At 61.5% G+C, this 22,766-nt stretch carries 19 protein-coding genes, 1 pseudogene and 1 riboswitch; of the genes and pseudogenes, 13 read left to right on the top strand and 7 right to left on the bottom strand.

The window, feature by feature from the left end:
• Nucleotides 1-159 precede the first annotated feature (159 nt).
• Nucleotides 160-1,347, bottom strand: a complete 1,188-nt coding sequence (locus tag AC1DPR_RS03415) for a sialidase family protein (protein ID WP_018855851.1) — start codon at nt 1,345-1,347, stop codon at nt 160-162.
• 11 nt (nt 1,348-1,358) lie between these two features.
• On the bottom strand, nt 1,359-2,264 hold the full coding sequence (locus AC1DPR_RS03410) for a dihydrodipicolinate synthase family protein (RefSeq protein WP_018855852.1): 906 nt from the start codon (nt 2,262-2,264) through the stop codon (nt 1,359-1,361).
• 306 nt (nt 2,265-2,570) lie between these two features.
• Between AC1DPR_RS03410 and AC1DPR_RS03405 the strand changes: the two genes are divergently transcribed.
• The 13 genes from AC1DPR_RS03405 (at nt 2,571) to AC1DPR_RS03345 (ending at nt 16,223) form a co-directional block, all read left to right on the top strand.
• Complete coding sequence (locus tag AC1DPR_RS03405) at nt 2,571-4,220, top strand: ABC transporter substrate-binding protein (protein ID WP_018855853.1); 1,650 nt, start codon at nt 2,571-2,573, stop codon at nt 4,218-4,220.
• Nucleotides 4,221-4,362: 142 nt separating this feature from the next.
• Nucleotides 4,363-5,319, top strand: coding sequence for an ABC transporter permease (locus AC1DPR_RS03400; protein WP_025658110.1), 957 nt, complete (start codon nt 4,363-4,365; stop codon nt 5,317-5,319).
• Between the two features lie 2 nt (nt 5,320-5,321).
• Nucleotides 5,322-6,281: an ABC transporter permease gene (locus tag AC1DPR_RS03395; RefSeq protein WP_018855855.1), complete on the top strand. Its 960-nt coding sequence runs from the start codon at nt 5,322-5,324 to the stop codon at nt 6,279-6,281.
• A complete protein-coding gene (locus tag AC1DPR_RS03390; RefSeq protein WP_477815752.1) occupies nt 6,281-7,288 on the top strand; it encodes an ABC transporter ATP-binding protein in 1,008 nt (335 codons plus the stop codon). The genes AC1DPR_RS03395 and AC1DPR_RS03390 overlap by 1 nt, the downstream gene beginning before the upstream one ends.
• Nucleotides 7,288-8,280, top strand: coding sequence for an ABC transporter ATP-binding protein (locus AC1DPR_RS03385; RefSeq protein WP_477815751.1), 993 nt, complete (start codon nt 7,288-7,290; stop codon nt 8,278-8,280). Before AC1DPR_RS03390 ends, AC1DPR_RS03385 begins: the two co-directional genes overlap by 1 nt.
• Nucleotides 8,277-9,341, top strand: a complete 1,065-nt coding sequence (locus AC1DPR_RS03380) for a four-carbon acid sugar kinase family protein (protein WP_477815750.1) — start codon at nt 8,277-8,279, stop codon at nt 9,339-9,341. Before AC1DPR_RS03385 ends, AC1DPR_RS03380 begins: the two co-directional genes overlap by 4 nt.
• A 24-nt stretch (nt 9,342-9,365) precedes the next feature.
• Entirely contained in the window at nt 9,366-10,130 is a 765-nt protein-coding gene (locus AC1DPR_RS03375) for a FadR/GntR family transcriptional regulator (protein ID WP_018855859.1), read from the top strand.
• 47 nt (nt 10,131-10,177) lie between these two features.
• Nucleotides 10,178-10,289, top strand: a riboswitch (TPP riboswitch).
• A 93-nt stretch (nt 10,290-10,382) separates the two neighbouring features.
• Nucleotides 10,383-12,209 (top strand): phosphomethylpyrimidine synthase ThiC, encoded by a 1,827-nt coding sequence (gene thiC, locus AC1DPR_RS03370; RefSeq protein WP_477815749.1) that lies wholly within the window; start codon nt 10,383-10,385, stop codon nt 12,207-12,209.
• Nucleotide 12,210: 1 nt separating this feature from the next.
• The gene (gene thiO / locus AC1DPR_RS03365) at nt 12,211-13,185 is read left to right on the top strand and encodes a glycine oxidase ThiO (RefSeq protein ID WP_477815772.1); all 975 of its coding nucleotides are present in this window, start codon (nt 12,211-12,213) and stop codon (nt 13,183-13,185) included.
• Complete coding sequence (gene thiS, locus AC1DPR_RS03360) at nt 13,182-13,379, top strand: sulfur carrier protein ThiS (RefSeq protein WP_018855862.1); 198 nt, start codon at nt 13,182-13,184, stop codon at nt 13,377-13,379. Before thiO ends, thiS begins: the two co-directional genes overlap by 4 nt.
• A gap of 2 nt (nt 13,380-13,381) precedes the next feature.
• A complete protein-coding gene (locus AC1DPR_RS03355) occupies nt 13,382-14,155 on the top strand; it encodes a thiazole synthase (RefSeq protein WP_018855863.1) in 774 nt (257 codons plus the stop codon).
• Nucleotides 14,152-14,781 carry a thiamine phosphate synthase gene (locus tag AC1DPR_RS03350; RefSeq protein ID WP_477815748.1) on the top strand — a complete coding sequence of 210 codons (630 nt, stop codon included), beginning with the start codon at nt 14,152-14,154 and terminating at the stop codon, nt 14,779-14,781. Before AC1DPR_RS03355 ends, AC1DPR_RS03350 begins: the two co-directional genes overlap by 4 nt.
• 116 nt (nt 14,782-14,897) lie before the next feature.
• Nucleotides 14,898-16,223 (top strand): glucoamylase family protein, encoded by a 1,326-nt coding sequence (locus tag AC1DPR_RS03345; RefSeq protein WP_113469709.1) that lies wholly within the window; start codon nt 14,898-14,900, stop codon nt 16,221-16,223.
• Here AC1DPR_RS03345 and AC1DPR_RS03340 read toward each other — a convergent pair whose 3' ends face one another.
• The 5 genes and pseudogenes from AC1DPR_RS03340 to amaB all read right to left on the bottom strand — a co-directional run bounded on the left by AC1DPR_RS03340 (nt 16,224) and on the right by amaB (nt 22,754).
• The gene (locus tag AC1DPR_RS03340; RefSeq protein WP_025658098.1) at nt 16,224-17,264 is read right to left on the bottom strand and encodes an ABC transporter ATP-binding protein; all 1,041 of its coding nucleotides are present in this window, start codon (nt 17,262-17,264) and stop codon (nt 16,224-16,226) included.
• Nucleotides 17,261-18,878, bottom strand: a pseudogene (locus AC1DPR_RS03335) (ABC transporter permease). Before AC1DPR_RS03335 ends, AC1DPR_RS03340 begins: the two are co-directional and overlap by 4 nt.
• A gap of 115 nt (nt 18,879-18,993) precedes the next feature.
• Nucleotides 18,994-20,022: an iron ABC transporter substrate-binding protein gene (locus tag AC1DPR_RS03330; RefSeq protein WP_026371603.1), complete on the bottom strand. Its 1,029-nt coding sequence runs from the start codon at nt 20,020-20,022 to the stop codon at nt 18,994-18,996.
• Nucleotides 20,023-20,154: 132 nt separating this feature from the next.
• Nucleotides 20,155-21,144: an Ldh family oxidoreductase gene (locus AC1DPR_RS03325; protein ID WP_192241238.1), complete on the bottom strand. Its 990-nt coding sequence runs from the start codon at nt 21,142-21,144 to the stop codon at nt 20,155-20,157.
• A gap of 71 nt (nt 21,145-21,215) precedes the next feature.
• Nucleotides 21,216-22,754 carry an L-piperidine-6-carboxylate dehydrogenase gene (gene amaB / locus AC1DPR_RS03320; protein WP_477815747.1) on the bottom strand — a complete coding sequence of 513 codons (1,539 nt, stop codon included), beginning with the start codon at nt 22,752-22,754 and terminating at the stop codon, nt 21,216-21,218.
• Between the last annotated feature and the right edge of the window lie 12 nt (nt 22,755-22,766).

Below are 22,766 nucleotides of genomic sequence, written 5' to 3'. Positions count from 1 at the left end.
ATGCGATCCGTTGTTTGGCGGCGCCGAGAGAGCCAGCACCGAATCGTCGGAAGTAGGGCGCAAAAGTTGTCAAAAACAAACACCCAATCCAACGCGTTTCATGCTCTGATGAAGCCGGGTCGGATCGATGAGGTTCACAACTGACAACCTGTGAAGGCGTCAGGCAATCATATCCGCCGAAAGCCGGACGTATTTGATGGCTCGGCGATAGTAGGTATAGGCGATGTGCACGGCGCCATCTGGTCCCTGGACAATCGAAGGGTAGGAAAACTCGCGATTCACCGAGTCCTTCGAGTTGTTGCTCAGGCAATATCCATCGCCGGTATCGAGGTCGATACGACGTGGGAAGCTTGCGCCGCCGTCGTTGGAGAAGGCGAGACTGAGCGGGGCGCGGGGAACGCCCCAGACGGCCTTGCGGCGCTCGATCGCCGGTGCCGACGCCGCCTTGATCTCATCGTCACCTTCGATCTCATCGTAGAGCGAAAGGCGCCGAGCGTCCGACATCGACGCATTGGAATGGTTATAAACCATTGCTATCACGCCGTTTTTGAGCTTTGTCGCCTGAATTGACGAATTGTTGTTCGGCAGATCGATCGGCTGCGGCGCACTCCAATGCTCGCCGCCATCACTCGAGCGACTGCACAAGACGGATTCGGCGAACCGATTTCGATAGAAGGCGACAAGGTTGCCATCGTCTGTCGGAACGATGTTCATATGGACCGCCCCAATGCTATCAGGGACCTCGGTCATAGCCCAACTCTCACCTTGGTCGCGGGAGATCAGCACGCCTGCCGTGTCCACGTCGCCAGTCCAGCGCTCGCCGGGCAATCCGATGCAGCGAAAGACCGGCAGGAGCCAAGCGCCGGCCTTGTTGACGATGATCGGCTGGCGAACAAAGGTGCCTGGGATGTCGCAGAGAAGGCGGACCTCTCCGAAGGTTTTGCCGCCATCCTCGGAGGTCCGACATTTGACAACAGAACCATCCTGATTCCCCGAGGTCTGCGAGGTGTAAAGCAGCCAGACTTTTCGATCTGGAGCCGTGAAAATCAGCGGATTCTGCTCGGATTTGGTCGGGTCGTCGGACATTTTCTCCGGCTGCGACCAAACATTGGCATCCGGGGCAAGCCGCGACATGTAAATGGAAATGTCGCCCATCCCCTCCATCGTGCCGCCAAACCAAACGCAGGTGAGCGTCCCGCCAGGCAGAAAGGCGAGGTTGGCGGCATGGTTCTGGATGCAAGGGGAGGGCAGATAGGCATCTGCGCGCCCCCTTTCGTTCGCGTTCGCGACGATCTCTCCGGTCATCAGCGCCGGAACGGCCTCGGCTGGCAAAGCTGTGGAACTCATGGTCGCGCTCCCTACGGCAGCTTGGCGTAGGCTTCGGAAAGCGCGACGTAGTCGGCATCGCTGATCGGCATCAGCGGCGCGCGCGTGCGCTTCCAGGCAGCGTTGCCGGTCTTCAGCCCGACCATGGCCTTGATGGTCGGGATCTGCACGTAGGAATTGGAAAGCGTTCTATAGGCGTTGATGCGAGCCTGGGCGGCCTCGACGGCGCCGGCCTGCGTCTCGTCATGCACCTTGTCGTATACGGTTCGCAGCGAATTCGCGACGAGATTGGAGGTTGCCGTGATGCAGCCCGCACCTCCGGCCTTCAGCAGCGGCAAGAGCAGCGGATCGGCGCCCGCCAACACGGAGAAGCCCGGATAAGCTCCGATGATCGCCTGCATGTTATTGAAATCGCCGGCCGATTCCTTGATCCCGACGACCGTGTCGGGGAAGGCTTCTATCAATCGGCCGATCAGCGGAATCGAAAGCGGAACGCCCGAAACCTGCGGGATGTGGTAGAGAATGACCTGCAGCCGGGCGTCGGCGATCTTTTCCAGGACCTGCGAGTAGGCGGCGAATAATCCGTCGTCGGAGACTCCCTTGTAGTAGAAGGGCGGCAGCATCACGACCTTCGTCACGCCGAGCGAAAGGGCGTGCTTGGTCAATTCGACGGTTTCAGGAATGGCAACGACACCCGTCCCCGGGAGCAGCTTGTCGGCCGGCACGCCCGCCTTGAGCGCTGCCTCGAGAATTGCACGGCGCTCGCTGGAGGAGAAAGAGTTTGCTTCCCCCGTCGTGCCCAGCAGGGCGATGCCGTGGCACCCTTCCTGCAACAGTCGCTGGCAGTGCTCGGTGAAAAGGCTGAGATCCGGGCTGCCATCCGCATTGAGTGGCGTCGCGGCCGCGCTAAATACGCCTGTAATCTTGTGATTGCTCATATCGTCCTCCTCGGATGAACGCCGCGAAAAAAGCGGCAGCGACCGGAAATCCGGCCCGCAAGATGGCGTTTTCTTCATCCCCTGAAGCTTTGTTGTCAATATGACAATACAGAGAGCGTCAGTTGTGATTTTTTAACATGTTGAAAAAACTAAAGAAAATATTTCGTTCGTTTTGCCGAGAGCGCCATCGATTAATTTATGTTGACATATTTACATTATCGAGCGAGTGTCTGCGCCATGTCGTGACGCACTTTCGGGAACAGAGTGAAAGTGGTGCCGTCACTGATTTTGTCATGGGAGGACACGATGACTGATCGGAATGAAGGGAATATTGCGCAGAAAGCGCAGATGTCGCGTCGCGACGCGTTGAAGCTTGGCCTCGCCGCCGGCGTCGGCCTCACAATCTTCGGCATGAATGCTCGCATCGTGCTGGCCGATGACGGTCAGGTGTTGAAGGTTGCCAATCCGGCCTTCAACCAGGATTGGTCGCCGTTGCGCGGTGGCGGCGTTCCGTTCCGCTGGAACTCGATCTGGTGGGCCTCGCCGATGTATTTCGACAGCGAAGGCAAGATCAAGCCATACGTCTTCACCAGCTGGGAGTCGCCAGACAACAAGGTCTGGACCTTCAAGATCGATCCCAAGGCTGTCTTCTCGGATGGCAGCAAGATCACCTCGGCTGATGTCAAGGGATCCTGGGAAGTGGCCTCCATGCCCAACACCAAGAGCCAGCGTGCCGACCAGGTACTGAGCAAGGTTCAGGGTTACAAGGAAATCGGCGCCGGTTCCGGCAACGAACTGACGGGCGTCGCCACGCCTGACGAAGGCACCGTCGTTGTGACGCTGGCGGAAGCCGACCCGATCTTCTTCATGCGCCTTGCCAACCATATCGCACCGATCACCAAGGCCGCGCAGTCTCGTGGTAGTGACGGCGAGGAAGTGGCGGACTGGTACAAGCCCGACAGCAGCGCCGTCTATTCCGGCCCGTTCAAGCTGACGAGCATCGACATCGACGCCGGCAAGCTGGTGTTCGAGCCGAACGAGAACTTCTTCGGGCCTAAGCCGAAGCTCGCGCGCATCGAAATCACCTCGATCGAAGACAACGTCACCGCGACGTCGCTTATCAAGTCCGGCGAGTTCAACGCACATACGGAACTGGTCACCTCGACGATTATCCAGGACCTCGGCCCCGAATTCTCCGCCGGTCCGCTGATCCCGACCAGCCAGCACTTCTGGTTCAACGTCACCCGCGCACCGATGGACGATCCGAAGGTTCGCCAGGCATTGATCATGGCGATCGATCGCGACGGCCTCTTCAAGGCTTCCTATCCTGACGGTCCGCACAAGAAGGCCGACCAGATCCTGAATTCCGTTCCCGGCGCCGAAAATTCCGGCTTCGAGCCCTATCCGTACGATCCGGCCGCGGCAAAGAAGCTGCTTGCCGAATCGACCTACGGTGGTCCGGAGCGCCTGCCGAAGATCCTCTTCGTCGGCATTTCCGCCCCGGCTATCGAGGCTGCGGCCCAGTTCATTGCCGAGCAGTGGCGCCAGAACCTCGGCATCACGGCCGTCGACATGAAGCCGCAGCAGGACTCCTATGCCGGTCCGGACCAGAACGCCGTCCAGATCTTCCGCGACGACGTCGGCACTCGTGTTCCCGATGCCGTTTCCTATCTCGCCGGCTGCATCGCCTCGACCTCGTCGAACGCGCAGAACAAGCTTGGCGGCTACAAGAACGACAAGGTCGATGCGGCACTTGCCGAAGCGGCAACGAAAGCCGTCGATGATCCGCAGCGCGTCAAGCTCGCCCAGGATGCCCAGAAGGCATTCCGCGACGATTGGGCATTCATTCCGTGGTATTCTCAGGCGATGTCCCGCTGGGCCACCAAAGAGGTCAAGGGAATGGAGAAGAACCTCGACTGGCAGGTCGTGGCGCCCTGGGACATTTCGATCGGCTGAGCCGGCACGAAACTCTGAAACAGATAGCCCTCGGGCACATTAGCAACCGCGCGAAGACCGCAAGGCCTTCGCGCAAGTTTCAAGAAGACATCGCATGTCCGCCTTGACGCGGAAGGTGTCTGCCAACCGGTGGGAGATGACCTTGTTACGCTATGTGCTGACCCGGTTTGCCATCTGGATTCCGTCCGTGCTGATCGTAATGCTGGCCGTCTACGCGCTGGCTTTCTACGGCGCCGGCGATCCGATCAAGTTGATCTTTCTGCGCGCACCCGGCGACGTCGCCTACAATCCGCAGCGCATCGAAGCCATCCGCGAAAGTGCCGGCCTGAACAGGCCCTTCATCGAACAGTTCGCCCTTTACATCTGGAACCTGCTGCATGGCCAGTTCGGCAATTCGCTGACATCCGGCCGCTCGGTCTGGGCGATGGTGTCGGCCGCAGCCCCCGTTTCTTTCAAGCTTGCGCTCTGTTCCATCATCCTGACGACTGTTATCGCCATTCCGCTTGGCATGATCGCCGCGATGAACCAGAACAGCCGCCTCGATTATACGATCCTCGGCAGCGCGCTCTTTCTGTGGGCGATCCCGGCCTATGTCGCCGGCCCGCTGCTGATGGTCGGCCTTATCGTGCTGCTGCCGATGGTCAAGGTGCCGTATGGCTGGGGTGGTGTTTTCGATGTGCGCATCCTGTTGCCGCTCATCGTGCTCTCATTTCAACCAATCGCGCTGATCGTCCGCCAAACGCGCGCCGCCGTCATCGAGGTGCTGTCTGAAGATTTCGTCCGCACCGCCCGCGCCAAGGGCGTGCCCGAGATGGTCGTAGCGCTGCGCCATATCCTGCGCCCGGTGCTGACGCCCGTCGTGACACAGCTCGGCCTGATCATGATCACCATTGTCAACGGCGCGATCTTCGTTGAGCTCGTCTTCGGTCTTCCCGGCCTCGGTCGCCTGACCGTGCAGGCGCTGACCAATTCCGACTACCCCGTCATTCTGGCGATCACGCTCATCGGATCCTTCCTGGTGATGATCTCGAACCTTCTGGTCGACGTTCTCTATCCGCTGCTTGATCCGCGTGCCAACGATGCAAGAAGGAGCCGCTGACCATGTCCGCCATCCCTCTCTCTCCCGTCGCAGCTCAGGAAGAAGCACCCGTCAGCCTGTGGCGCGACGCCTGGTATCGCCTGAAGCGCAACAAGCTTGCCGTCTTCGGCCTGATCGTCGTGGCAATCCTCGCTTTCACAGCGATCTTTGGCCCGTATCTGACGCCCTATGACTACCTGAGCCAGAATCTGCAGGCCCGCAACGCCGTTCCATCGCTGCAACATCTCTTCGGTACCGACGACCTCGGCCGCGATGTGTTCAGCCGTGTCGTCTTCGGCACCCGCACGGCCTTCCTGGTCGCGGTCATCGTCACAGTCATCGCCGTATTTATCGGCACGATCCTTGGCGCGATCGCTGGCTTCTTCGGCAATCCGTTCGACCGCGTCATCATGTGGCTGACGGACATGACCATGTCGGTGCCGAACCTGCTCCTCGTCGTCGTCATCAATGCATCGCTGAAGTCCCCCATCACCAAATGGATGGAGGCGCAGTATCTGGCGACGCTCAATCCCTTCTATCGCCAGACCATCTGGGTCGACTTCATTCTGGTCTTCGGCTCGATGGCGTTGATCTCCTGGCCGCCCTATGCGCGTCTCGTTCGCGCCCAGGTGCTGTCGATCCGCAGCCGGCCCTACATCACGGCCGCGCAGGCGCTCGGCCTTTCGAACTGGATCATCATGAAGCGCTACGTCATTCCGAATGCGCTTGGCCCGTTGATCGTCTCCGTCAGCGCCGGCCTTGGCACCGCGATGGTTCTGGAAAGCGCCTTCAGCTTCCTCGGCATCGGCGTCAACCCGCCGACCCCAAGCTGGGGCAACATGATCTCGGACGGTCTGCGCGTCTGGCAGCACTATCCGCATCTGTTGGCCGCCCCGGCAGCCGTTCTCGGCCTTGCCTCGGTCGCCTTCAGCTTCCTCGGCGATGGCCTCAACGACGCACTCAATCCGCGGGGTTCGAAGTGATGAACACCACCCGATCCAACGAAAAACTCCTCGATGTCCGCGGCCTGACGGTCGAAATCGATGGCAGAAACGGCCCGGCGGTCGTGATCGATGGCATCGATCTGCACGTCAACAAGGGCGAGACGCTTGGCGTCGTCGGCGAATCCGGCTGCGGCAAGAGTCTGACCATGCTGAGCCTGATGCGGCTTCTACCCAACAAGATCAAGGTCACCAAGGGATCCGCGAGCTTCGACGGCCACGACCTGCAAAAGATGTCGAACAAGGAACTGCGCAAGGTGCGCGGCGGCGACATCGGCTTCGTCTTCCAGGATCCGATGACCTCGCTCAACCCGGTGATGCGCATTGGCGACCAGATCTGCGAGCCCTTGATCTATCACCGTGGAATGAAGAAGGCCGATGCGCGAGTCCGCGCTGTCGAACTGCTGCGCCTCGTCGGCATTCCCGGGCCGGAAGAGCGCCTGCAAGCTTATCCGCATGAACTCTCCGGCGGCATGCGCCAACGGGTGATGATCGCGATCGGCCTTGCCTGCAATCCGAAACTGCTGATCGCTGACGAACCGACGACGGCGCTCGACGTCACCATTCAGGCGCAGATCGTCGATCTGGTGAAGGATCTGCGCGCCAAGCTCGGCATGTCGGTTGTCTGGATTACCCATGACCTGGCGCTGATTGCCGGTCTCGTCGATCGTGTCGCCGTGCTTTATGCCGGAACCGTCGTCGAGGATGCCCCGGTTGACGAGCTTTATGCCCGCCCAAGCCATCCCTATACGCGCGGTCTGCTCGCCTCGATTCCGAAGCTCTCGGATGCGCCCGCAAGCCGGCTCTCGTCCATCGGCGGTACGCCGCCGGAGCCGGGTCGCCGCCCCAAAGGCTGCCCCTTTGCCCCACGCTGTCCGCTGGCGGAAGCCATTTGCCACGAGCGCGTACCGAAACTCGAACCGCTGTCAGGCGCCGGAAACCACCGTACGGCCTGCTTCGTCGTCCAGAAAATGCAGGAGGCTGCGTGATGGGTGCACAACCGCTGCTCAAGGTCGAAAACCTCGTCAAGCATTTCCACGTCAAGCTCGGCGCCTTCGGCGAGCGTTCGGCGACCGTCTATGCGCTGGACAACGTCAATCTCGACATCATGGAAGGCGAAACCCTCTCGCTCGTCGGCGAATCCGGCTGCGGAAAGTCCACCACCGGCTTCACCATCCTCAACCTCTACAAGGCGACATCAGGCAAGGTCGTCTACAAGGGCCAGGACCTGGCGACCCTTGATGAAAAGCAGATGCGGCCCTTCCGCCGCGACCTGCAGATCGTCTTTCAGGATCCTTATTCGACGCTCAACCCGCGCATGACGATCGGTGAGGCAGTCGGCGAACCGATCCTTTTCCACAAGCTCTGCACCAAAGCGGAGCTCAAGGACAAGATCGCCACCCTGCTGACCGACGTCGGCCTGCCGACGCGCTTTGCGCAGCGCTATCCGCATGAACTCTCCGGCGGCCAGCGACAGCGCGTCGTCATCGCTCGCGCACTTGCCTGCCAGCCTAAATTCATCGTCTGCGACGAAGCGATCTCGGCGCTCGACGTCTCGATACAGGCGCAGATTATTAATCTCCTGCTCGATCTGCAGGAGAAGTATGGCCTGACTTACCTCTTCATCGCCCACGACCTGGCTGTTGTCCGACATATCAGTACCCGCGTCGGCGTCATGTATCTCGGCCGCCTGGCGGAACTTGCGACGCGCGAGGAGCTGTTCGAGAACCCGCTGCACCCCTACACCAGGGCGCTGCTGTCGGCCGTTCCGGAAACCGATCCGGAGCTGGAGCGCACGCGCAAGCGCCAGATCCTGCAGGGCGACGTGCCGAGCCCGCTCAACCCACCGAGCGGCTGCCGCTTCCACTCGCGCTGCCCGATCGCCATGGACGTGTGCAGCAAGGTCGTGCCGGAATGGAAGGAAGCCAAGCCTGGCCATCTCGTCGCCTGCCACGCTGTCAACTCAGGACAGACTGCATGACGCTGAAGGTCGCGATCATCGCTGACGATTTGACCGGCGCGCTCGACACGGGAGCCCCCTTTGTCGACGCCGGACTTTCCGTCGCTGTCGCGATCGACGTCAGTGCCATATCGGAAACGCTTGCGACCGGTTGCGAGGTCGCGGTGGTCAACACGGCTTCGAGAGCTCTCCCGGAGGAGGAAGCGGCAGGAAGGGTCAACGCTGCGGCGAAGGCCCTTCTTGCCGTCTCGCCTCAAATCGTTCTGAAAAAGATCGACTCCCGGCTCAAGGGGAACGTTGCAGCGGAAAGCGTAGCTTTGGCTGCCGTCTTCGGTCACGAGATAATCGTGGTGGCGCCGGCCATTCCCGATCAGGACCGTTTGACCCACAACGGTCACGTCGTCGGTCGTGGTGTCGACAAGCCGCTGCCGATTGCCGAGCTTTTCGATGCAAGTGGTGGAACCGAAGTGCTGGTCCGCGATGCCGAAACGGACAGCGATCTCGACCAAGTGGTTGAGGCACGCGATTGGAAGAGGGCCCTTGCTGTCGGCGCCCGCGGTATCGGAGCTGCACTTGCCCGCAAGATCGGACAGTCGAACAGGACAAGCAACGCTTTTGCCGCATCGAGCCGGACCGTCTTTGCCTTCGGCTCCCGCGACCCGATCACAACAGCACAAATGGCCAGGCTGGAGGGTACCGGCTGCCTCGCCGCTGCCATCGATGCATCCATGGGAGCAGTGCCTTCCGACGCACAAGTTGGCTTGCCGTTACTCGTCCGCTGTACTGGCGAAATCAGCGGCGAAGCCGTGGCAGTTGCCGACCGCTTCGCAAAAGGCGTAAAATCCATCATAGAGATGACGCGCCCGGACATGCTGATGGTCGGCGGTGGCGATACGGCACTGGCAGTTTTTCGCGAGCTCGGCATTCGGGTTCTGAGGCCGCAGGGCGAAATCGAGGCGGGTATTCCGTGGTTCGACGTCGTAACGGCAGACGGCCTGCGTCTGCGCTGCGCGGTGAAGTCCGGGGGCTTCGGTAATTCGGATAGTTTGGTAAGACTGATCGCGCAGAATCAGGCGGCATAGTTCATGCCGACGGGGAGAGTGAAGGTGGACGAAGCAAACGGTGTACCGGCGAACGCGCAAGCGGCGCCTGCGGCAAAGCCGGAGCGCGGCAAGGCCGTCAAGCTGGTCGATCGCGTCTTCGACCAGTTGCAGGAGCGTATCCGCTCGGGAAACTATCCGCCGGATTCGCGGCTTCCCGGTGAGCATGAGCTTGCATCGATGCTCGGCGTGTCGCGTCCGATCGTGCGCGACGCCTTGGCACGGTTGCGCGATCAAGGCATCGTCTATGCCCGTCAGGGAGCCGGCACCTTCGTCAGCGCCCACGGTTCGCCGACGACGCAGCTTTCCTATTCGCCGGTCAAGACGATCGCCGATATCCAGCGCTGCTACGAGTTTCGACTGACGATCGAGCCTGCCGCCGCCTACTTTGCTGCCAAGCGCCGTGACGAAGCGGCGATCCAGAGGATTGCCGCAGCGCTCGCCGATCTGCGCGAGGCGACCAGCCACCAGCTCCATCGCACCGACGCCGACTTCACCTTCCATCGGGCCGTCACCGAAGCCGCCAACAACCACTATTACACAGCCTCGATCGATGCCCTGAAGGCCCACATCGCCGTCGGCATGCACCTTCACGGCCTATCGCTGCTTGGTCCGCGTCAGGGCCTCGAGCAGGTCTACGAGGAGCACAACAAGATCTACCTCGCCATCGTCGAAGGACGTGCGGAAGACGCGCGGGCTTTGATGAAGGCGCATCTTGAGGGTTCGCAGAGCCGCCTCTTCGAAGGCCGCGCTCTGGACCTTTCCATGTAGTTGCGGCAGTCGGCTTGACAGCTTTGCTGCTCTGGCTCTAACCTTTTGACATTCACCAGGGGGGTCCCGGCAAGGGGCTGAGATACTGCTATCGTGCGCAGTGACCCGTTGAACCTGATCCAGTTCATACTGGCGTAGGGACGGTGCAAGCGCTCGAAAGCATTGGATTCACGCGTGGAATCCGTGCCGGCGTCTTTTCATCATTCCGGCTGAGGACTGGGTCTCCAAACTTAAAACTTGGAGCCTCAAACCATGAATATTGCCGCAAAGACCATCACCCCGACCGTCACAACAGGCCCCCTACCGGCCTCTCGGAAAATCTACATCCCTGGGGACATTCACCCCGATGTCCGCGTGCCGATGCGCGAAATCAGCGTCCACCCGACATCGGGCGAGCCACCGGTCACAGTCTATGATTCCTCCGGCATCTATACGGTCGAAGGCGCTGACATCAGCATCGAGCAGGGGCTTCCGGAACTGCGCCGCAGCTGGGTGCTCGCGCGCGGCGACGTCGAAGCCTATCGGGGTCGCCAGGTGCGCCCCGAGGATAACGGCTTTGCCAGCGGCGAGCGGCTGACGCCGGAATTTCCCGCCAAGCGCCAACCGCTCCGCGCCAAGGACGGCAAGGCCGTGACCCAGCTCGCCTATGCGCGCGCCGGTATCATCACGCCCGAGATGGAGTTCATCGCCATCCGCGAAAATCTCGGCCGCAAGGCTAAGGCCGAGGCAATTGTGCGCGACGGTGAGAGCTTCGGCGCCCATATTCCCGATCACGTCACCCCGGAATTCGTCCGACAGGAAGTCGCCGCCGGCCGCGCCATCATCCCCGCCAACATCAACCACCCGGAAGCCGAGCCGATGATCATCGGCCGGAATTTCCTGGTGAAGATCAACGCCAATATCGGCAACTCCGCCGTCACCTCCTCGATGGCCGAAGAGGTCGAGAAGATGGTCTGGGCCGCGCGCTGGGGCGCCGACACCGTGATGGATCTCTCCACCGGCCGCAACATCCACAACATCCGCGAATGGATCATCCGCAACTCGCCGCTGCCGATCGGCACCGTGCCGCTCTATCAGGCGCTGGAGAAGGTCGAGGGTATCGCCGAGAACCTGACCTGGGAGGTCTATCGCGATACGCTCATCGAGCAGGCGGAGCAGGGCGTCGACTATTTCACGATCCATGCCGGCGTGCGGCTTCACTACATCCCACTTACGGTCAACCGCGTCACCGGCATCGTTTCACGCGGCGGCTCTATCATGGCCAAGTGGTGTCTTCATCACCATCGCGAAAGCTTCCTTTACGAGCATTTCGAGGAGATCTGCGACATCTGCCGCGCCTATGACGTCTCCTTCTCGCTCGGCGACGGCCTGCGTCCGGGTTCGATTGCCGACGCCAACGACGCCGCACAATTCGCCGAGCTGGAGACCCTCGGCGAACTGACGAAGATCGCCTGGGCCAAGGACTGCCAAGTCATGATCGAGGGCCCGGGCCATGTCCCGATGCACAAGATCAAGGAAAACATGGACAAGCAGCTCGCCGTCTGCGGCGAGGCGCCTTTCTACACGCTGGGACCACTGACGACAGATATCGCCCCGGGCTATGACCACATCACTTCGGGCATCGGTGCTGCGATGATTGGCTGGTTCGGTACGGCGATGCTCTGCTACGTCACCCCGAAGGAGCATCTGGGTCTCCCCGACCGCGACGACGTGAAGACCGGCGTCATCACCTACAAGATCGCCGCCCACGCCGCCGATCTCGCCAAGGGTCACCCGGCAGCTCAATCGCGCGATGATGCGCTGTCGCGCGCCCGCTTCGAATTCCGATGGGAGGATCAATTCAACCTGTCGCTCGATCCGGAGACGGCCCGCAGCTTCCACGACGAGACGCTGCCGAAGGAAGCGCACAAGGTGGCGCACTTCTGCTCCATGTGTGGCCCGAAGTTCTGCTCGATGCGGATTTCGCACGACATCCGCGCTGAAGCGCAGAAAGAAGGGCTCGACGCCATGGCGGCGAAATACCGCGAGGGTGGCGATCTCTATATGCCGATCGATACCATCCAGGAGTCGCGTGACTGAGATGCATGTCCTCGTCAAAGGGGCCGGCGTTGCCGGCCTCACGGTCGCGCACGAACTCACTCTTCGAAGTGCTGACGTCACCGTTATGGATCCGAATCCAGATTTCGGCCAGGCAGCATCATGGCTCGCGGGCGGCATGCTGGCACCGTGGTGTGAGCGTGAAGGCGCGGACGAAGCCGTCTTGCTGCGTGGCCGCGGTGCCATCGATCGGTGGGACATGATGCTGCCCGGCGAGGTACACCGAAACGGCACGCTGGTCGTTGCCCCCGCGCGCGACCAGGGTGAACTCGATCGCTTTGCCAGCCGCACCAGCGGCCATGAATGGCTGGGCGAGGAGCAGATCGGCCCATTGGAGCCGGCTCTCGCAGGCCGCTTCAGGCGTGCTCTGTTCTTCCCGCTGGAAGGACATCTCGATCCGAGACGAGTGCTGGGTCTACTGCGAGAAAAGCTCGCCGCTCGGCGCGTAGCATTCATCGACCAAGTGGCCGAGACCACCGGCTACGACGACATCGTCGATTGCACGGGCGCAGCACGCATTGGGCAAACGAGCGGCCTTCGCGGCGTGCGCGGCGAAATGCTCTATCTACGCACGCCCGAAGTCGACCTCGCCAGACCCGTTCGCCTGCTGCATCCGCGCTTCCCCGTCTATATCGTTCCGCGTGGAAATGGCCTGTTCATGGTGGGCGCCACCATGATCGAGACCGAGTTCGCCGGTCCCATCTCGGCGCGTTCGATGATGGAACTGCTGAACGCCGCCTACGCTGTGCATCCCGCCTTTGCGGACGCTACCGTTATCGAAACCGGCGCGGGCATCCGGCCGGCATTCGCCGACAATTTTCCACGCGTGACCCGCGAGGCCGAGGCGGTCGTGCTCAACGGCCTCTATCGCCACGGCTTCCTGCTGGCGCCTACCATGGCGCAGGAAGCTGTGGACCTTGTCTTCTCCAGAACCGAACCAGGAGGAAATTGCCGATGAAACTGATCGTCAACGGCGAGTATCACGACCTCGCTGCGCCAACCTTGTCCGAACTGCTGACGCTGATGGAATACGAAGGCGACTGGCTGGCGACCGCCGTCAACGGCGAAATCGTCCACCGCGAGGACCGCGCCGACCACGCGCTCAACGACAATGACAGGATCGAAATCCTGTCGCCGATGCAGGGAGGCTGACCATGCTGACGCTCTACGACACCGTAGTCTCCTCCCGCCTGCTTCTCGGCACCGCACGGTATCCTTCACCTGCGACCCTCGCGGAGGCCGTCAAGCGATCGGGAACGGAGATCGTCACCGTCTCGCTCCGCCGCGAGACCGCGGGCGGACGGAGCGGCAGTGCCTTCTTCGAGATGATACGGGCATTCGGCGTTCGAGTTCTGCCGAACACGGCTGGCTGCCATGGCGTCTCCGAGGCCGTGCTGACAGCCAAGATGGCGCGCGAGCTCTTCGGCACCAATTGGATCAAGCTGGAGGTAATCGGCAATCACGATACGCTTCAGCCTGATGTTTTCGGCTTGGTGGAAGCCGCCCGCATTCTTTCCGCCGAGGGCTTTGAGGTCTTTCCCTACACGACCGACGACCTCGTGGTGGCCGAGAAGCTGCTCGAAGCGGGTTGTCGGGTATTGATGCCATGGTGCGCCCCGATCGGCAGTGCCGCGGGACCGCTCAACCTCTCGGCGTTGCGTTCCATGCGCGCACATTTCCCCGACATTCCGCTCATCGTTGATGCCGGGATCGGGCGGCCATCACATGCGGCGACCGTCATGGAGCTCGGCTTCGATGCCGTCCTCCTGAACACCGCCGTCGCCGGTGCCGGCAACCCGGCTACCATGGCGGGCGCGTTTGCCAAGGCGATCGAGTCCGGCCGCGAGGCTTTCGGTGCGGGCATGCTCGAACCGCGCGATGTCGCGGTTCCCTCGACACCCATCATCGGAAAGGCCGTATTTGCATGATGCTAGATCCCTTCTATCTCATCGTCGATAGCGCCGAATGGATCGCACGGCTGGTGCCGCTCGGCGTCAAGCTCGTGCAGCTCAGGATCAAGGATAAAGAGACGGCCGAGCTGCGCACCGAAATCCGAACCGCGAAGGCGATTTGCGCTAAGCATGGCTGTCAGCTCATCATCAACGACTACTGGCAGCTTGCCGTCGAAGAAGGATGCGATTTCGTCCACCTCGGTCAGGAAGATCTGGAAGCGGCCGATCTCGGCGCCATTCGTGCCGCCGGCCTGAAGCTTGGGCTGTCCACCCACGACGATGCGGAACTTGAGACGGCGCTAGCGGCAAAGCCGGACTACATCGCGCTCGGTCCGATCTATCCGACCATTCTCAAGCAGATGAAATGGTCGCCGCAAGGACCGGAACGCCTGCGCCTATGGAAGTCGCGCCTCGGCGACCTGCCGCTCGTCGCCATCGGCGGGTTGAACGTCGATCGAATCGAGGGCGTTTTTTCTCAGGGCGCCGACAGCGCTGCCGTCGTGACCGATATTACCCTGAACCCCGATCCGGAGACACGAACGCGGCAGTGGCTTGCTGTCACCGCACCTTGGCGAAGTGTGGAAATGCCATTGGGTCGGTAGCAGAATAGAACGGTCGATGGATCGTTCGGTCGCAACACCTTCAAAAATGATTGATTTGCGGATCGTGCTTCACCATGTTGAACCGGGGACTGGACAACAAGTTGGGCTTGGCACGTATGTTACAACGGACCGAGGAAACGGATGCCGCGCTGATCGACAGGCTTCAGCAAGGCGCATTCAATTATTTCCCGAAGCACTACAATCCGGAAAACGGGCTGGTCGCGGACACCTCCATCGCGGGCGTTCCCTGCAGCATCGCCGCGGTCGGCTTTTCCCTGTCGTCCTATCCCGTCGCAGTCGAGCGCGGCTGGATGCAGCGTTCCGACGCGATCGAATACACGCTGAAGACGCTATGCTTCTTTGCCAACGGCCACCAAGGTCGTGAGCGGCACGCGATCGGCTATCGCGGTTTCTTCTATCATTTCCTGCACATGGACACCGGCCACCGCGCCTGGAACAGCGAGTTGTCGACGATCGACACCACGCTTCTCGTCGCAGGCATGTTGACCGCGGCGGCCTATTTCGACCGCAACACCGAAGACGAGACGGAGATCCGCAGGCTCGCGAGTTTGGTCTACGAGAGAATCGACTGGCACTGGGCGCTGAACAAGGGCCAGACCGTCTGCATGGGCTGGAAGCCGGGCAGCGGCTTCCTGCGCTGGCGCTGGCAGGGCTACGACGAAGCGATCCTGCTTTATACGCTGGCCCTCGCTTCCCCAACACATCCGATCCCGGCGTCGAGCTACGATGCCTTTACCGCGAGCTATTCGTGGATGCTGTTCGGCGACCAACCTTATGTCTATGCCGGCCCGCTCTTCATTCACTTCTTCTCGCATGCCTGGATCGATTTCCGTGGAATCCAGGACAAGGCGATGGCCGAACGAAACTGGGATTATTTCCGCAACACGCAGATATCGATCGCCGTGCAGCGGGACTACGCCGAGCGCAATCCCAGCCACTTCGTCGGCTACAACAAGGACATCTGGGGACTGTCCGCTTCGGATGGTCCGCCTCCGACCCGCAACATGCGCGGCGGTCGCCATCCGCGCGTGCTCGGCTATGCCGCGCGTGGCGCACCGCTCGGGCCCGATGATGGCACAATCGCACCGTGGGCAGCGCTTGCATCGCTCCCATATGACCGCCAGGCCTCGCTCGATGGCCTTCGCGCCCTGATGTCCACCTATCCGAACCTGCTCTACGAGGATCGCTTCCCCGGTGGATTCAACCCGACTGTCAAGACCAAGCGACCTGAAGGTTGGGTCGACGATCGCTGCGTCGGCATCGACCAAGGCCTACTGGTCATGACGATCGAGAATGACCGCTCGGACTTCATCTGGGGTCTGATGCGACGCTCACCGGTCATCCGCCGCGGCCTCGAACTGGCAGGCTTTAGCGGTGGCTGGTTGTCGGAAGGCGAGAGTTCCGAACGTAAGATCGCCTGATCAGCGGCTTCCAAGTACATGAGCCTTGCCGGCGATGTCGAGGCGGACATGATCTCCGCGCTCGGGAAGCGCCACGCTTGACGTCTTGATCATGATCGGCGGAAGGGCAACGCCTTCAAGCGACACGGCGACGGTGCAGGTCGCCCCGCCGAATTCCACTTCGACGACCCGTCCGCGATAGGTCTGCGCGCTTTCATCGGGAACGACCCTAATCTGTTCGGGCCGCAGCATGATCTCGACCTTGCCTTTATGGCCGCCGTCGACGGCGACCCGGCCGAGCGCACAATCGGCAAAGCCGTCGCGAACGATGGCTGGAAGCATCACCGCGTCTCCGAGAAACAGAGCTGTCTCCCGATCGAGGGGCTGCAGGTAAACCGATTGCGGCGACCCTGCCTGGATCAACTTCCCTTCCCGCAGGACGGCAACCTGATCCGCAAAGGAGAGAGCCTCCGCCTGATCATGCGTGACGAGGATCGCGGTGATGCCTGCGGACTGAAGAACGCGGGCCACGGCCTTGCGCATATTCTCACGCAGACCGGTATCGAGCGCCGAAAACGGTTCATCGAGCAACATCAGACGCGGCTTGCGGCCGAGCGCGCGGGCAAGTGCCACACGCTGCTGTTGGCCGCCAGAAAGCTGGTGTGGCCGACGGGTGAGCATGTTGCGGTCAAGCTCGACCATATCGAGCAGGTCGATGATGCGTCGTTCGCGATCGGGCGCGCCGCGCTCGAAGCCAAAACCGATATTGTCGGCAACGCTCAGATGCGGAAACAACGCCCCGTCCTGCGACACGATCCCGATGCCTCGCTTGTGCGCAGGCACCGCTACCGGTCCATCCGCCAGCAGCTCGCCGTCAAGCGTCACACGACCTTCGTCGGGCTGCTCGAAGCCGGCGATGATGCGCAGCAGCGTCGTCTTGCCCGACCCTGATGGCCCGACAACGGCCGTGCGGCTTCCGGCGGCGACATCGAGTGAGATGTCCTGCAATGCCTGGACATGCCCATAGCGCTTGCTGATGCGATCGATCGTAAGCAGCGTCATTGTCCGGCAGTCCGTTTCGATTGGGCATAGAGAAGAAGGGTGAGGGGCAGCGATAGCACGACCATCATGAATGCGTAAGGCGCCGCCGCCACGTAGTCGATCTCGCTGGTCAGCGACCAGAACTTCGTCGCAAGTGTCTCCACCCCATTTGGCGCCAGCATCAATGTCGCGGTGAGCTCATTGGTAATGCCGAGACCGACGAGCGCAACGCTGGCGGCCGCGCCTGGCGCGGCCAGCCGCATGGTGATCTGTCGCACGGCCTGGGCAGGTGTCCGGCCAAGACCCATTGCAGCACGCTCAAGCTCCACGGGCGCCTGGGCGATGCTGGCGCGCAAGCCCACCATGGCGCGCGGCAGGAACAGCAGGATGTAGGCAGCAACGAGGGTCGCGAAGGTCTGGTACAGGGGCAGAACAAGCCGGACGGTAATCGTCACCAGCGCGAGCGCGACGACCACGCCCGGCAGCGAACCGACATAGTAGTGGCAGGCCTCGAGCAGGCGCTGCAGACGCCCTGGCGCCCGGACCGAAAGCCAGGCCATCGGCGCGGCGGCAATCGTGGCAAGCACGCCGCCGGCGATCGCAAGAATAATGGTTTGCACAAACGCATTGCCGACCGTGTCGACGCGCCAGACCTCGAGGCCGCCGAGATAGAGCCACCGCACCAGCGTCACCAAGGGAACACCGAGCGTCAAAGCCGCCAGACCCACCTGCAGTATGATCGCAGGCACTATGAACCCGCCGAGCCGACGGCGATCCGCGGGCCGCGCAGAACCGGATCCAACGCGGGCATACCGCTCATTGCCGCGCAACAGGATTTCGAGACCCAGCAGAAGCAGGCAGCAAGCGACGAGAACGCCACCCAGCATGTTGGCGGCCGGGCTATTATAGGCGGATTGGAACTGGTCGACGATCGCGGTTGCGAAAGTGTCGAAACGGATCATCACGAAGAGGCCGTACTCCGAGAGCAGGTGCAGCCCGATCAGCAGCGAACCGCCACAGATGGCGAAACGCAACTGCGGCAAGATGGTGCGGAAGAACAAACGCCAGGGGCCGAGGCCAAGGGAAGAGGCCGCATCCTCAATGGCTGGATCCAGCCGGCGCAAGGCAGCGGCGACCGGAAGATAAAGAAACGGAAAGTATGCCAGTACGGAGACGAAGACACCGCTCTGCAGCCCACGCATGCCGGGAACGACGCTGATCCAGGCGTAGCTATGGACAAAGGCCGGCACCGCCAGCGGCGCAACCGCCAACCACGACCAAAGCCGGGCGAAGGGGATGTCCGTCCGTTCGACCAACCAGGCGAGCGTTACGGCAAGGGCGATCGACAGCGGAATGGTAAAAGCTTCCAGCAGCACCGTGTTGACAAGCAGTTCGCCAACGCGCGCACGAAACACCAATTCCTTGACGGTCTGCCAACCGACATCAAAGGTTATCCAGCCGATGAAACCAAGCGGAACCAAACTGAACAGCGCCACGACGGAAGCAAAGAGGATGACGGAAGCGTGGGGCAAACGCGCCCGCAGCCGATCTATTCCCGCCACCGGCCGCACCATCGGCCTTTCATGACCGGGAACAAGCAATCTGTTGTCCTGCAGCAAGGCCTGCCGCCTTTATACGCTGAAAAAGGAAGGCAACCGCCTATGAAAGGCGGTTGCCGATTTCGTCATGCCCTACGTTTTTCTTGAGCCAAAAGCAACAGTTTTAACCCCCGGGCCCGTGACAGAAAGACTTAGATGATGCCGGCGGCAGTCATCAGTTCCGTCACCTTCTTGCTGTTCAAGTTGGCTGCATCGACCGTCGGTGCATCGAGATCAGCCAGCGGAACGAGCTTCTCATTCGATGCTGCATTTTTGCCGACCGCATATTCGTAGGACGTGCCGTTCTTGAGGATGTCCTGGCCCGGCTTGCCGGTGACGAACTTGAGGAAGGTCTGAGCCTCCTTGGCATGCTGGCTCGACTTCAGAACGCCGCCGCCGGAAATGCTGACGAAGGCGCCGGGATCCCGGTTCTTGAAGTAGTGGAGGGCAACGTTCTTGCTGTTCTCACCGGTCTTCGCCTGATCGCCGAACCAGTAGTAGTGATAGATCACCGCACCCTCGACTTCGCCGGCATTGACCGCCTTCATGGCGACGCTGTTGCCCTTATATGGCGTGGAGTTTTCCTTGAGCGCCTTGAGCCAGGCCGCGGTCGCTTCCTCGCCCTTGAGCTCGAGCAAAGCGCTGACGATCGCCTGGAAGTCAGCACCAGCAGGCGCAGCGCCCCAACGACCCTTCCAGACCGGATCCGCGAGGTCGAGCAGCGACTTCGGCAACTTGTCTTCGGTCAGCTTCGTCTTGTCGTAGGCAAAAACCGTCGAACGGGCGGCAATGCCGGTCCACATGCCATCAGACGGACGATATTGCTCTGGAACCTGCTCGAGGGTTTCCTTGTCGACCGGTGCAAATAGGCCGGCGGCATCGACCAGCGTCATGGCCGGAGAGTTCTCGGTCAGGAATACGTCGGCCGGCGACGCGTCGCCTTCCTGGACGATCTGGTTGGCGAGCTGCATGTCGCTGCCCTGGCGCACCGTTACCTTGATGCCGGTTGCCTTGGTGAACGCATCGATCCACTCGCGCCCGAGGCTCTCGTGTTGCGCATTGTAGACGACGATACCTTCGGATTCCTGCGCGACAGCGGCGCCGGTGGCCAGCGAAGTTGCGGCAACGAGCGAGGCGGCAAGCGCCAGCGCGCCGGAAAGGCGATTAAGGGAAGTTGTCATGAAGCCCTCCATTGTTTCACCGGGGATCCCGGGATGATGAGCCGTATATTTTTGTTGATTTGGAATTTCAAGTTTTAGTGATGGCACAAATATCACAAATACTTGAAACCATTGATCAACTTTAGAATCGTTCTAGAGCTCGCAGATCGTCGCAATCACTTCGTCCTCGACATCGATGCCATGCTCCAGCGCCTGGCGTCGGGCAGTCTGGCCGCGACGCCCCGGAAGCCGCACTCCGGGGTCGGATGAAATCTCGTCCACCAGCCTGGCCAGCCGTTCCGCCACGCCCTTTCCACCGCTGGCGACAGGGTCGATCACGACAAGCATCTGCCCGAGGCCGGGCGCCGAACCCTTGTCGTCAAAAAGCGAGGACGACTCGAAAGAGAAATTGGCCCCGGTCAGTGCGCCGGCGAGGAATTCGACGATCATCGCCAGCGCTGCCCCCTTGGCTTCGCCGGATGGGGCCATCGTCCCCTCGAGTGCCGCAACCGCATCCGTCGTCGGCTGGCCATTGCGGTCAAAGGCCCAATCCGCAGGGATAGCGACGCCTTTCTGGCGCGCAGCCATCACCTTGCCGCGGGCGACGCGCGAAAGCGCCAGGTCAATAACGAGCGGGTCGGCTGCCGGGATCGGCGCGGCGAACGCGATCGGATTCGTTCCAAAGACGGGTTTGCGCCCGCCCCAGGCGGCCATGGACGCCGTGGCGTTGGCAACCATCAGAGCGACAAACCCCATGTCCGCAAAGCGCTCGACGGTCAAGGCAAGCACGCCGGCGTGGTGCGAACGATGAACCGCTGCCAAGGCGATACCCTGCTCCCTGACGATCTCCGGAAGCGCTGCAGCGGCAAGATCAAAGGCTGGATAGGCGTAGCCATGGCAGGCATCGATGCGCACGACGGCGGGAAACTGCCGTTCGAGTTGCGGCCTGGCAAATCCGTCGACCTTGCCTGCCTTCGCCTGCTTTGCGTAGGCCTCGACCCGGCGCAGGCCATGACCGCCTTGTCCGGCAGCTTCGGCGGCAACGAGTGCCCTGGCGACCGAGCGCGCATTGGCCTCGTCCACACGATTGCGCGTCAAGGCATCGACAACGAGCGTTTCCGCCGCAGCTAGGGTGAAATGCATGGCAACCTGCAAAACGAAATAGGGTGATGACGTGTTATGTCATCACCCTTTCGGCTGCAATGCAGCAATGATTATTCGACGTCGAACTTGACGCCCTGGGCAAGCGGCAGCGTCTTGCCGTAGTTGACCGTGTTCGTCGCCCTGCGCATGTAGGCTTTCCAGGCATCCGAACCAGATTCGCGACCGCCGCCAGTTTCCTTTTCACCGCCGAAGGCACCACCAATTTCGGCCCCGGACGGACCGAGGTTGACGTTGGCAATACCGCAGTCCGAACCGCGAGCAGAAACGAAGGTCTCGGCCTCCCGCATATCGTTCGTGAAGATCGAAGAAGACAATCCCTGCGGCACCGCGTTATGGAGTTCCAGAGCCTCATCGAAATCCGTGTACTTCATCACGTAGAGGATCGGCGCAAATGTCTCATGCTCGACGGGGCCGGCCTGAACAGGCATTTCAACGAGCGCCGGCCGGACGTAGAAGGCGTCTCCCGCACCGTTCTCGACGCGCTCGCCACCGGTAACCTTGCCACCGGCAGCCTTCGCTTGCTCAAGAGCCGACTGCATGTTCGTAAAGGCCTGCCTGTCGATCAGAGGCCCGACAAGCGTCCCCGTTTCCAGTGGGTTGCCGATCGACACCGAGCCATAGGCCTTCTGCAGGCGTGGAACGAGCTTGTCATAGACGCTCTCGTGCACGAACAGGCGACGCAGCGTCGTGCAGCGTTGACCGGCCGTGCCCATGGCCGAAAAGGCAACGCCACGCAGCGTCAGGTCAAGATCGGCCGTTGGGCAGATGATCGCTGCATTGTTGCCGCCGAGTTCGAGGATCGATCGCGCAAAGCGCTGTGACAGGCGGGGACCGACAACGCGGCCCATGGCCGTCGAACCGGTCGCCGAGACGAGCGGCACCTTGGGATGGTCGACGAGCACTTCCCCGACATCGCGGCCACCAATGAGCAACGTCGACAGGTTCGAAGGTGCTACGCCCCCTTCGGCAACGAACCGCTTCAATGCCTTCTCAAACAGTGCCTGAACGGCAAGCGCTGTCAGCGGCGTCTTCTCAGAAGGCTTCCAGACTGTCGAGTTACCGCAAACCAACGCCAGGGCAGCATTCCAGGACCAGACGGCGACCGGGAAATTGAAGGCCGAGATGATGCCGACCACGCCCAAGGGGTGCCAGCTTTCCATCATCCGATGCTCTGAGCGTTCGGTGGCAATGGTCAGACCGTAGAGCTGACGCGACAAGCCGACGGCAAAGTCGCAGATGTCGATCATTTCCTGGACTTCGCCGAGCCCCTCGGAGGCGATCTTGCCAACCTCGATCGAGACCAGGCGGCCGAGTGCGGTTTTTGCCGCGCGGAGTTCTTCGCCGAGCAGGCGGACGAGTTCGCCGCGCTTCGGAGCCGGGACAGCCCGCCATTCGAGGAATGCCTTGTGTGCCGCCTCTATGGCGTCCTTTGCTTCCGAGGCAGAATGCTCCTTCAGCGCACCGATCTCCTTGCCGGTTACCGGCGAGGTAACGCGAAGGGTGCCGCCGGTATAGCGGTCGGCGCGGACGCCCAGTTCCGTGAGCAGTTTTTTCGTCTCAGTGGCGAGATCAAGTGCAGAGATGGTCATGGGGTCAACCTC

This window comes from Rhizobium sp. 01T417, from assembly GCF_056398905.1.
Note: the sequence above shows the minus strand (reverse complement) of the source record. Positions and strands in the feature narration are given on the sequence as shown.

Excerpts from the sequence above, each read along its gene's own strand:
- AC1DPR_RS03415 (WP_018855851.1), bottom strand. The coding sequence starts at position 1,347 with ATGAGTTCCACAGCTTTGCCAGCCGAGGCCGTTCCGGCGCTGATGACC.
- AC1DPR_RS03410 (WP_018855852.1), bottom strand. The coding sequence starts at position 2,264 with ATGAGCAATCACAAGATTACAGGCGTATTTAGCGCGGCCGCGACGCCA.
- AC1DPR_RS03405 (WP_018855853.1), top strand. The coding sequence starts at position 2,571 with ATGACTGATCGGAATGAAGGGAATATTGCGCAGAAAGCGCAGATGTCG.
- AC1DPR_RS03395 (WP_018855855.1), top strand. The coding sequence starts at position 5,322 with ATGTCCGCCATCCCTCTCTCTCCCGTCGCAGCTCAGGAAGAAGCACCC.
- AC1DPR_RS03390 (WP_477815752.1), top strand. The coding sequence starts at position 6,281 with ATGAACACCACCCGATCCAACGAAAAACTCCTCGATGTCCGCGGCCTG.
- AC1DPR_RS03385 (WP_477815751.1), top strand. The coding sequence starts at position 7,288 with ATGGGTGCACAACCGCTGCTCAAGGTCGAAAACCTCGTCAAGCATTTC.
- AC1DPR_RS03380 (WP_477815750.1), top strand. The coding sequence starts at position 8,277 with ATGACGCTGAAGGTCGCGATCATCGCTGACGATTTGACCGGCGCGCTC.
- thiC (WP_477815749.1), top strand. The coding sequence starts at position 10,383 with ATGAATATTGCCGCAAAGACCATCACCCCGACCGTCACAACAGGCCCC.
- thiO (WP_477815772.1), top strand. The coding sequence starts at position 12,211 with ATGCATGTCCTCGTCAAAGGGGCCGGCGTTGCCGGCCTCACGGTCGCG.
- thiS (WP_018855862.1), top strand. The coding sequence starts at position 13,182 with ATGAAACTGATCGTCAACGGCGAGTATCACGACCTCGCTGCGCCAACC.
- AC1DPR_RS03355 (WP_018855863.1), top strand. The coding sequence starts at position 13,382 with ATGCTGACGCTCTACGACACCGTAGTCTCCTCCCGCCTGCTTCTCGGC.
- AC1DPR_RS03350 (WP_477815748.1), top strand. The coding sequence starts at position 14,152 with ATGATGCTAGATCCCTTCTATCTCATCGTCGATAGCGCCGAATGGATC.
- AC1DPR_RS03345 (WP_113469709.1), top strand. The coding sequence starts at position 14,898 with ATGTTACAACGGACCGAGGAAACGGATGCCGCGCTGATCGACAGGCTT.
- AC1DPR_RS03340 (WP_025658098.1), bottom strand. The coding sequence starts at position 17,264 with ATGACGCTGCTTACGATCGATCGCATCAGCAAGCGCTATGGGCATGTC.
- AC1DPR_RS03330 (WP_026371603.1), bottom strand. The coding sequence starts at position 20,022 with ATGACAACTTCCCTTAATCGCCTTTCCGGCGCGCTGGCGCTTGCCGCC.
- AC1DPR_RS03325 (WP_192241238.1), bottom strand. The coding sequence starts at position 21,144 with ATGCATTTCACCCTAGCTGCGGCGGAAACGCTCGTTGTCGATGCCTTG.
- amaB (WP_477815747.1), bottom strand. The coding sequence starts at position 22,754 with ATGACCATCTCTGCACTTGATCTCGCCACTGAGACGAAAAAACTGCTC.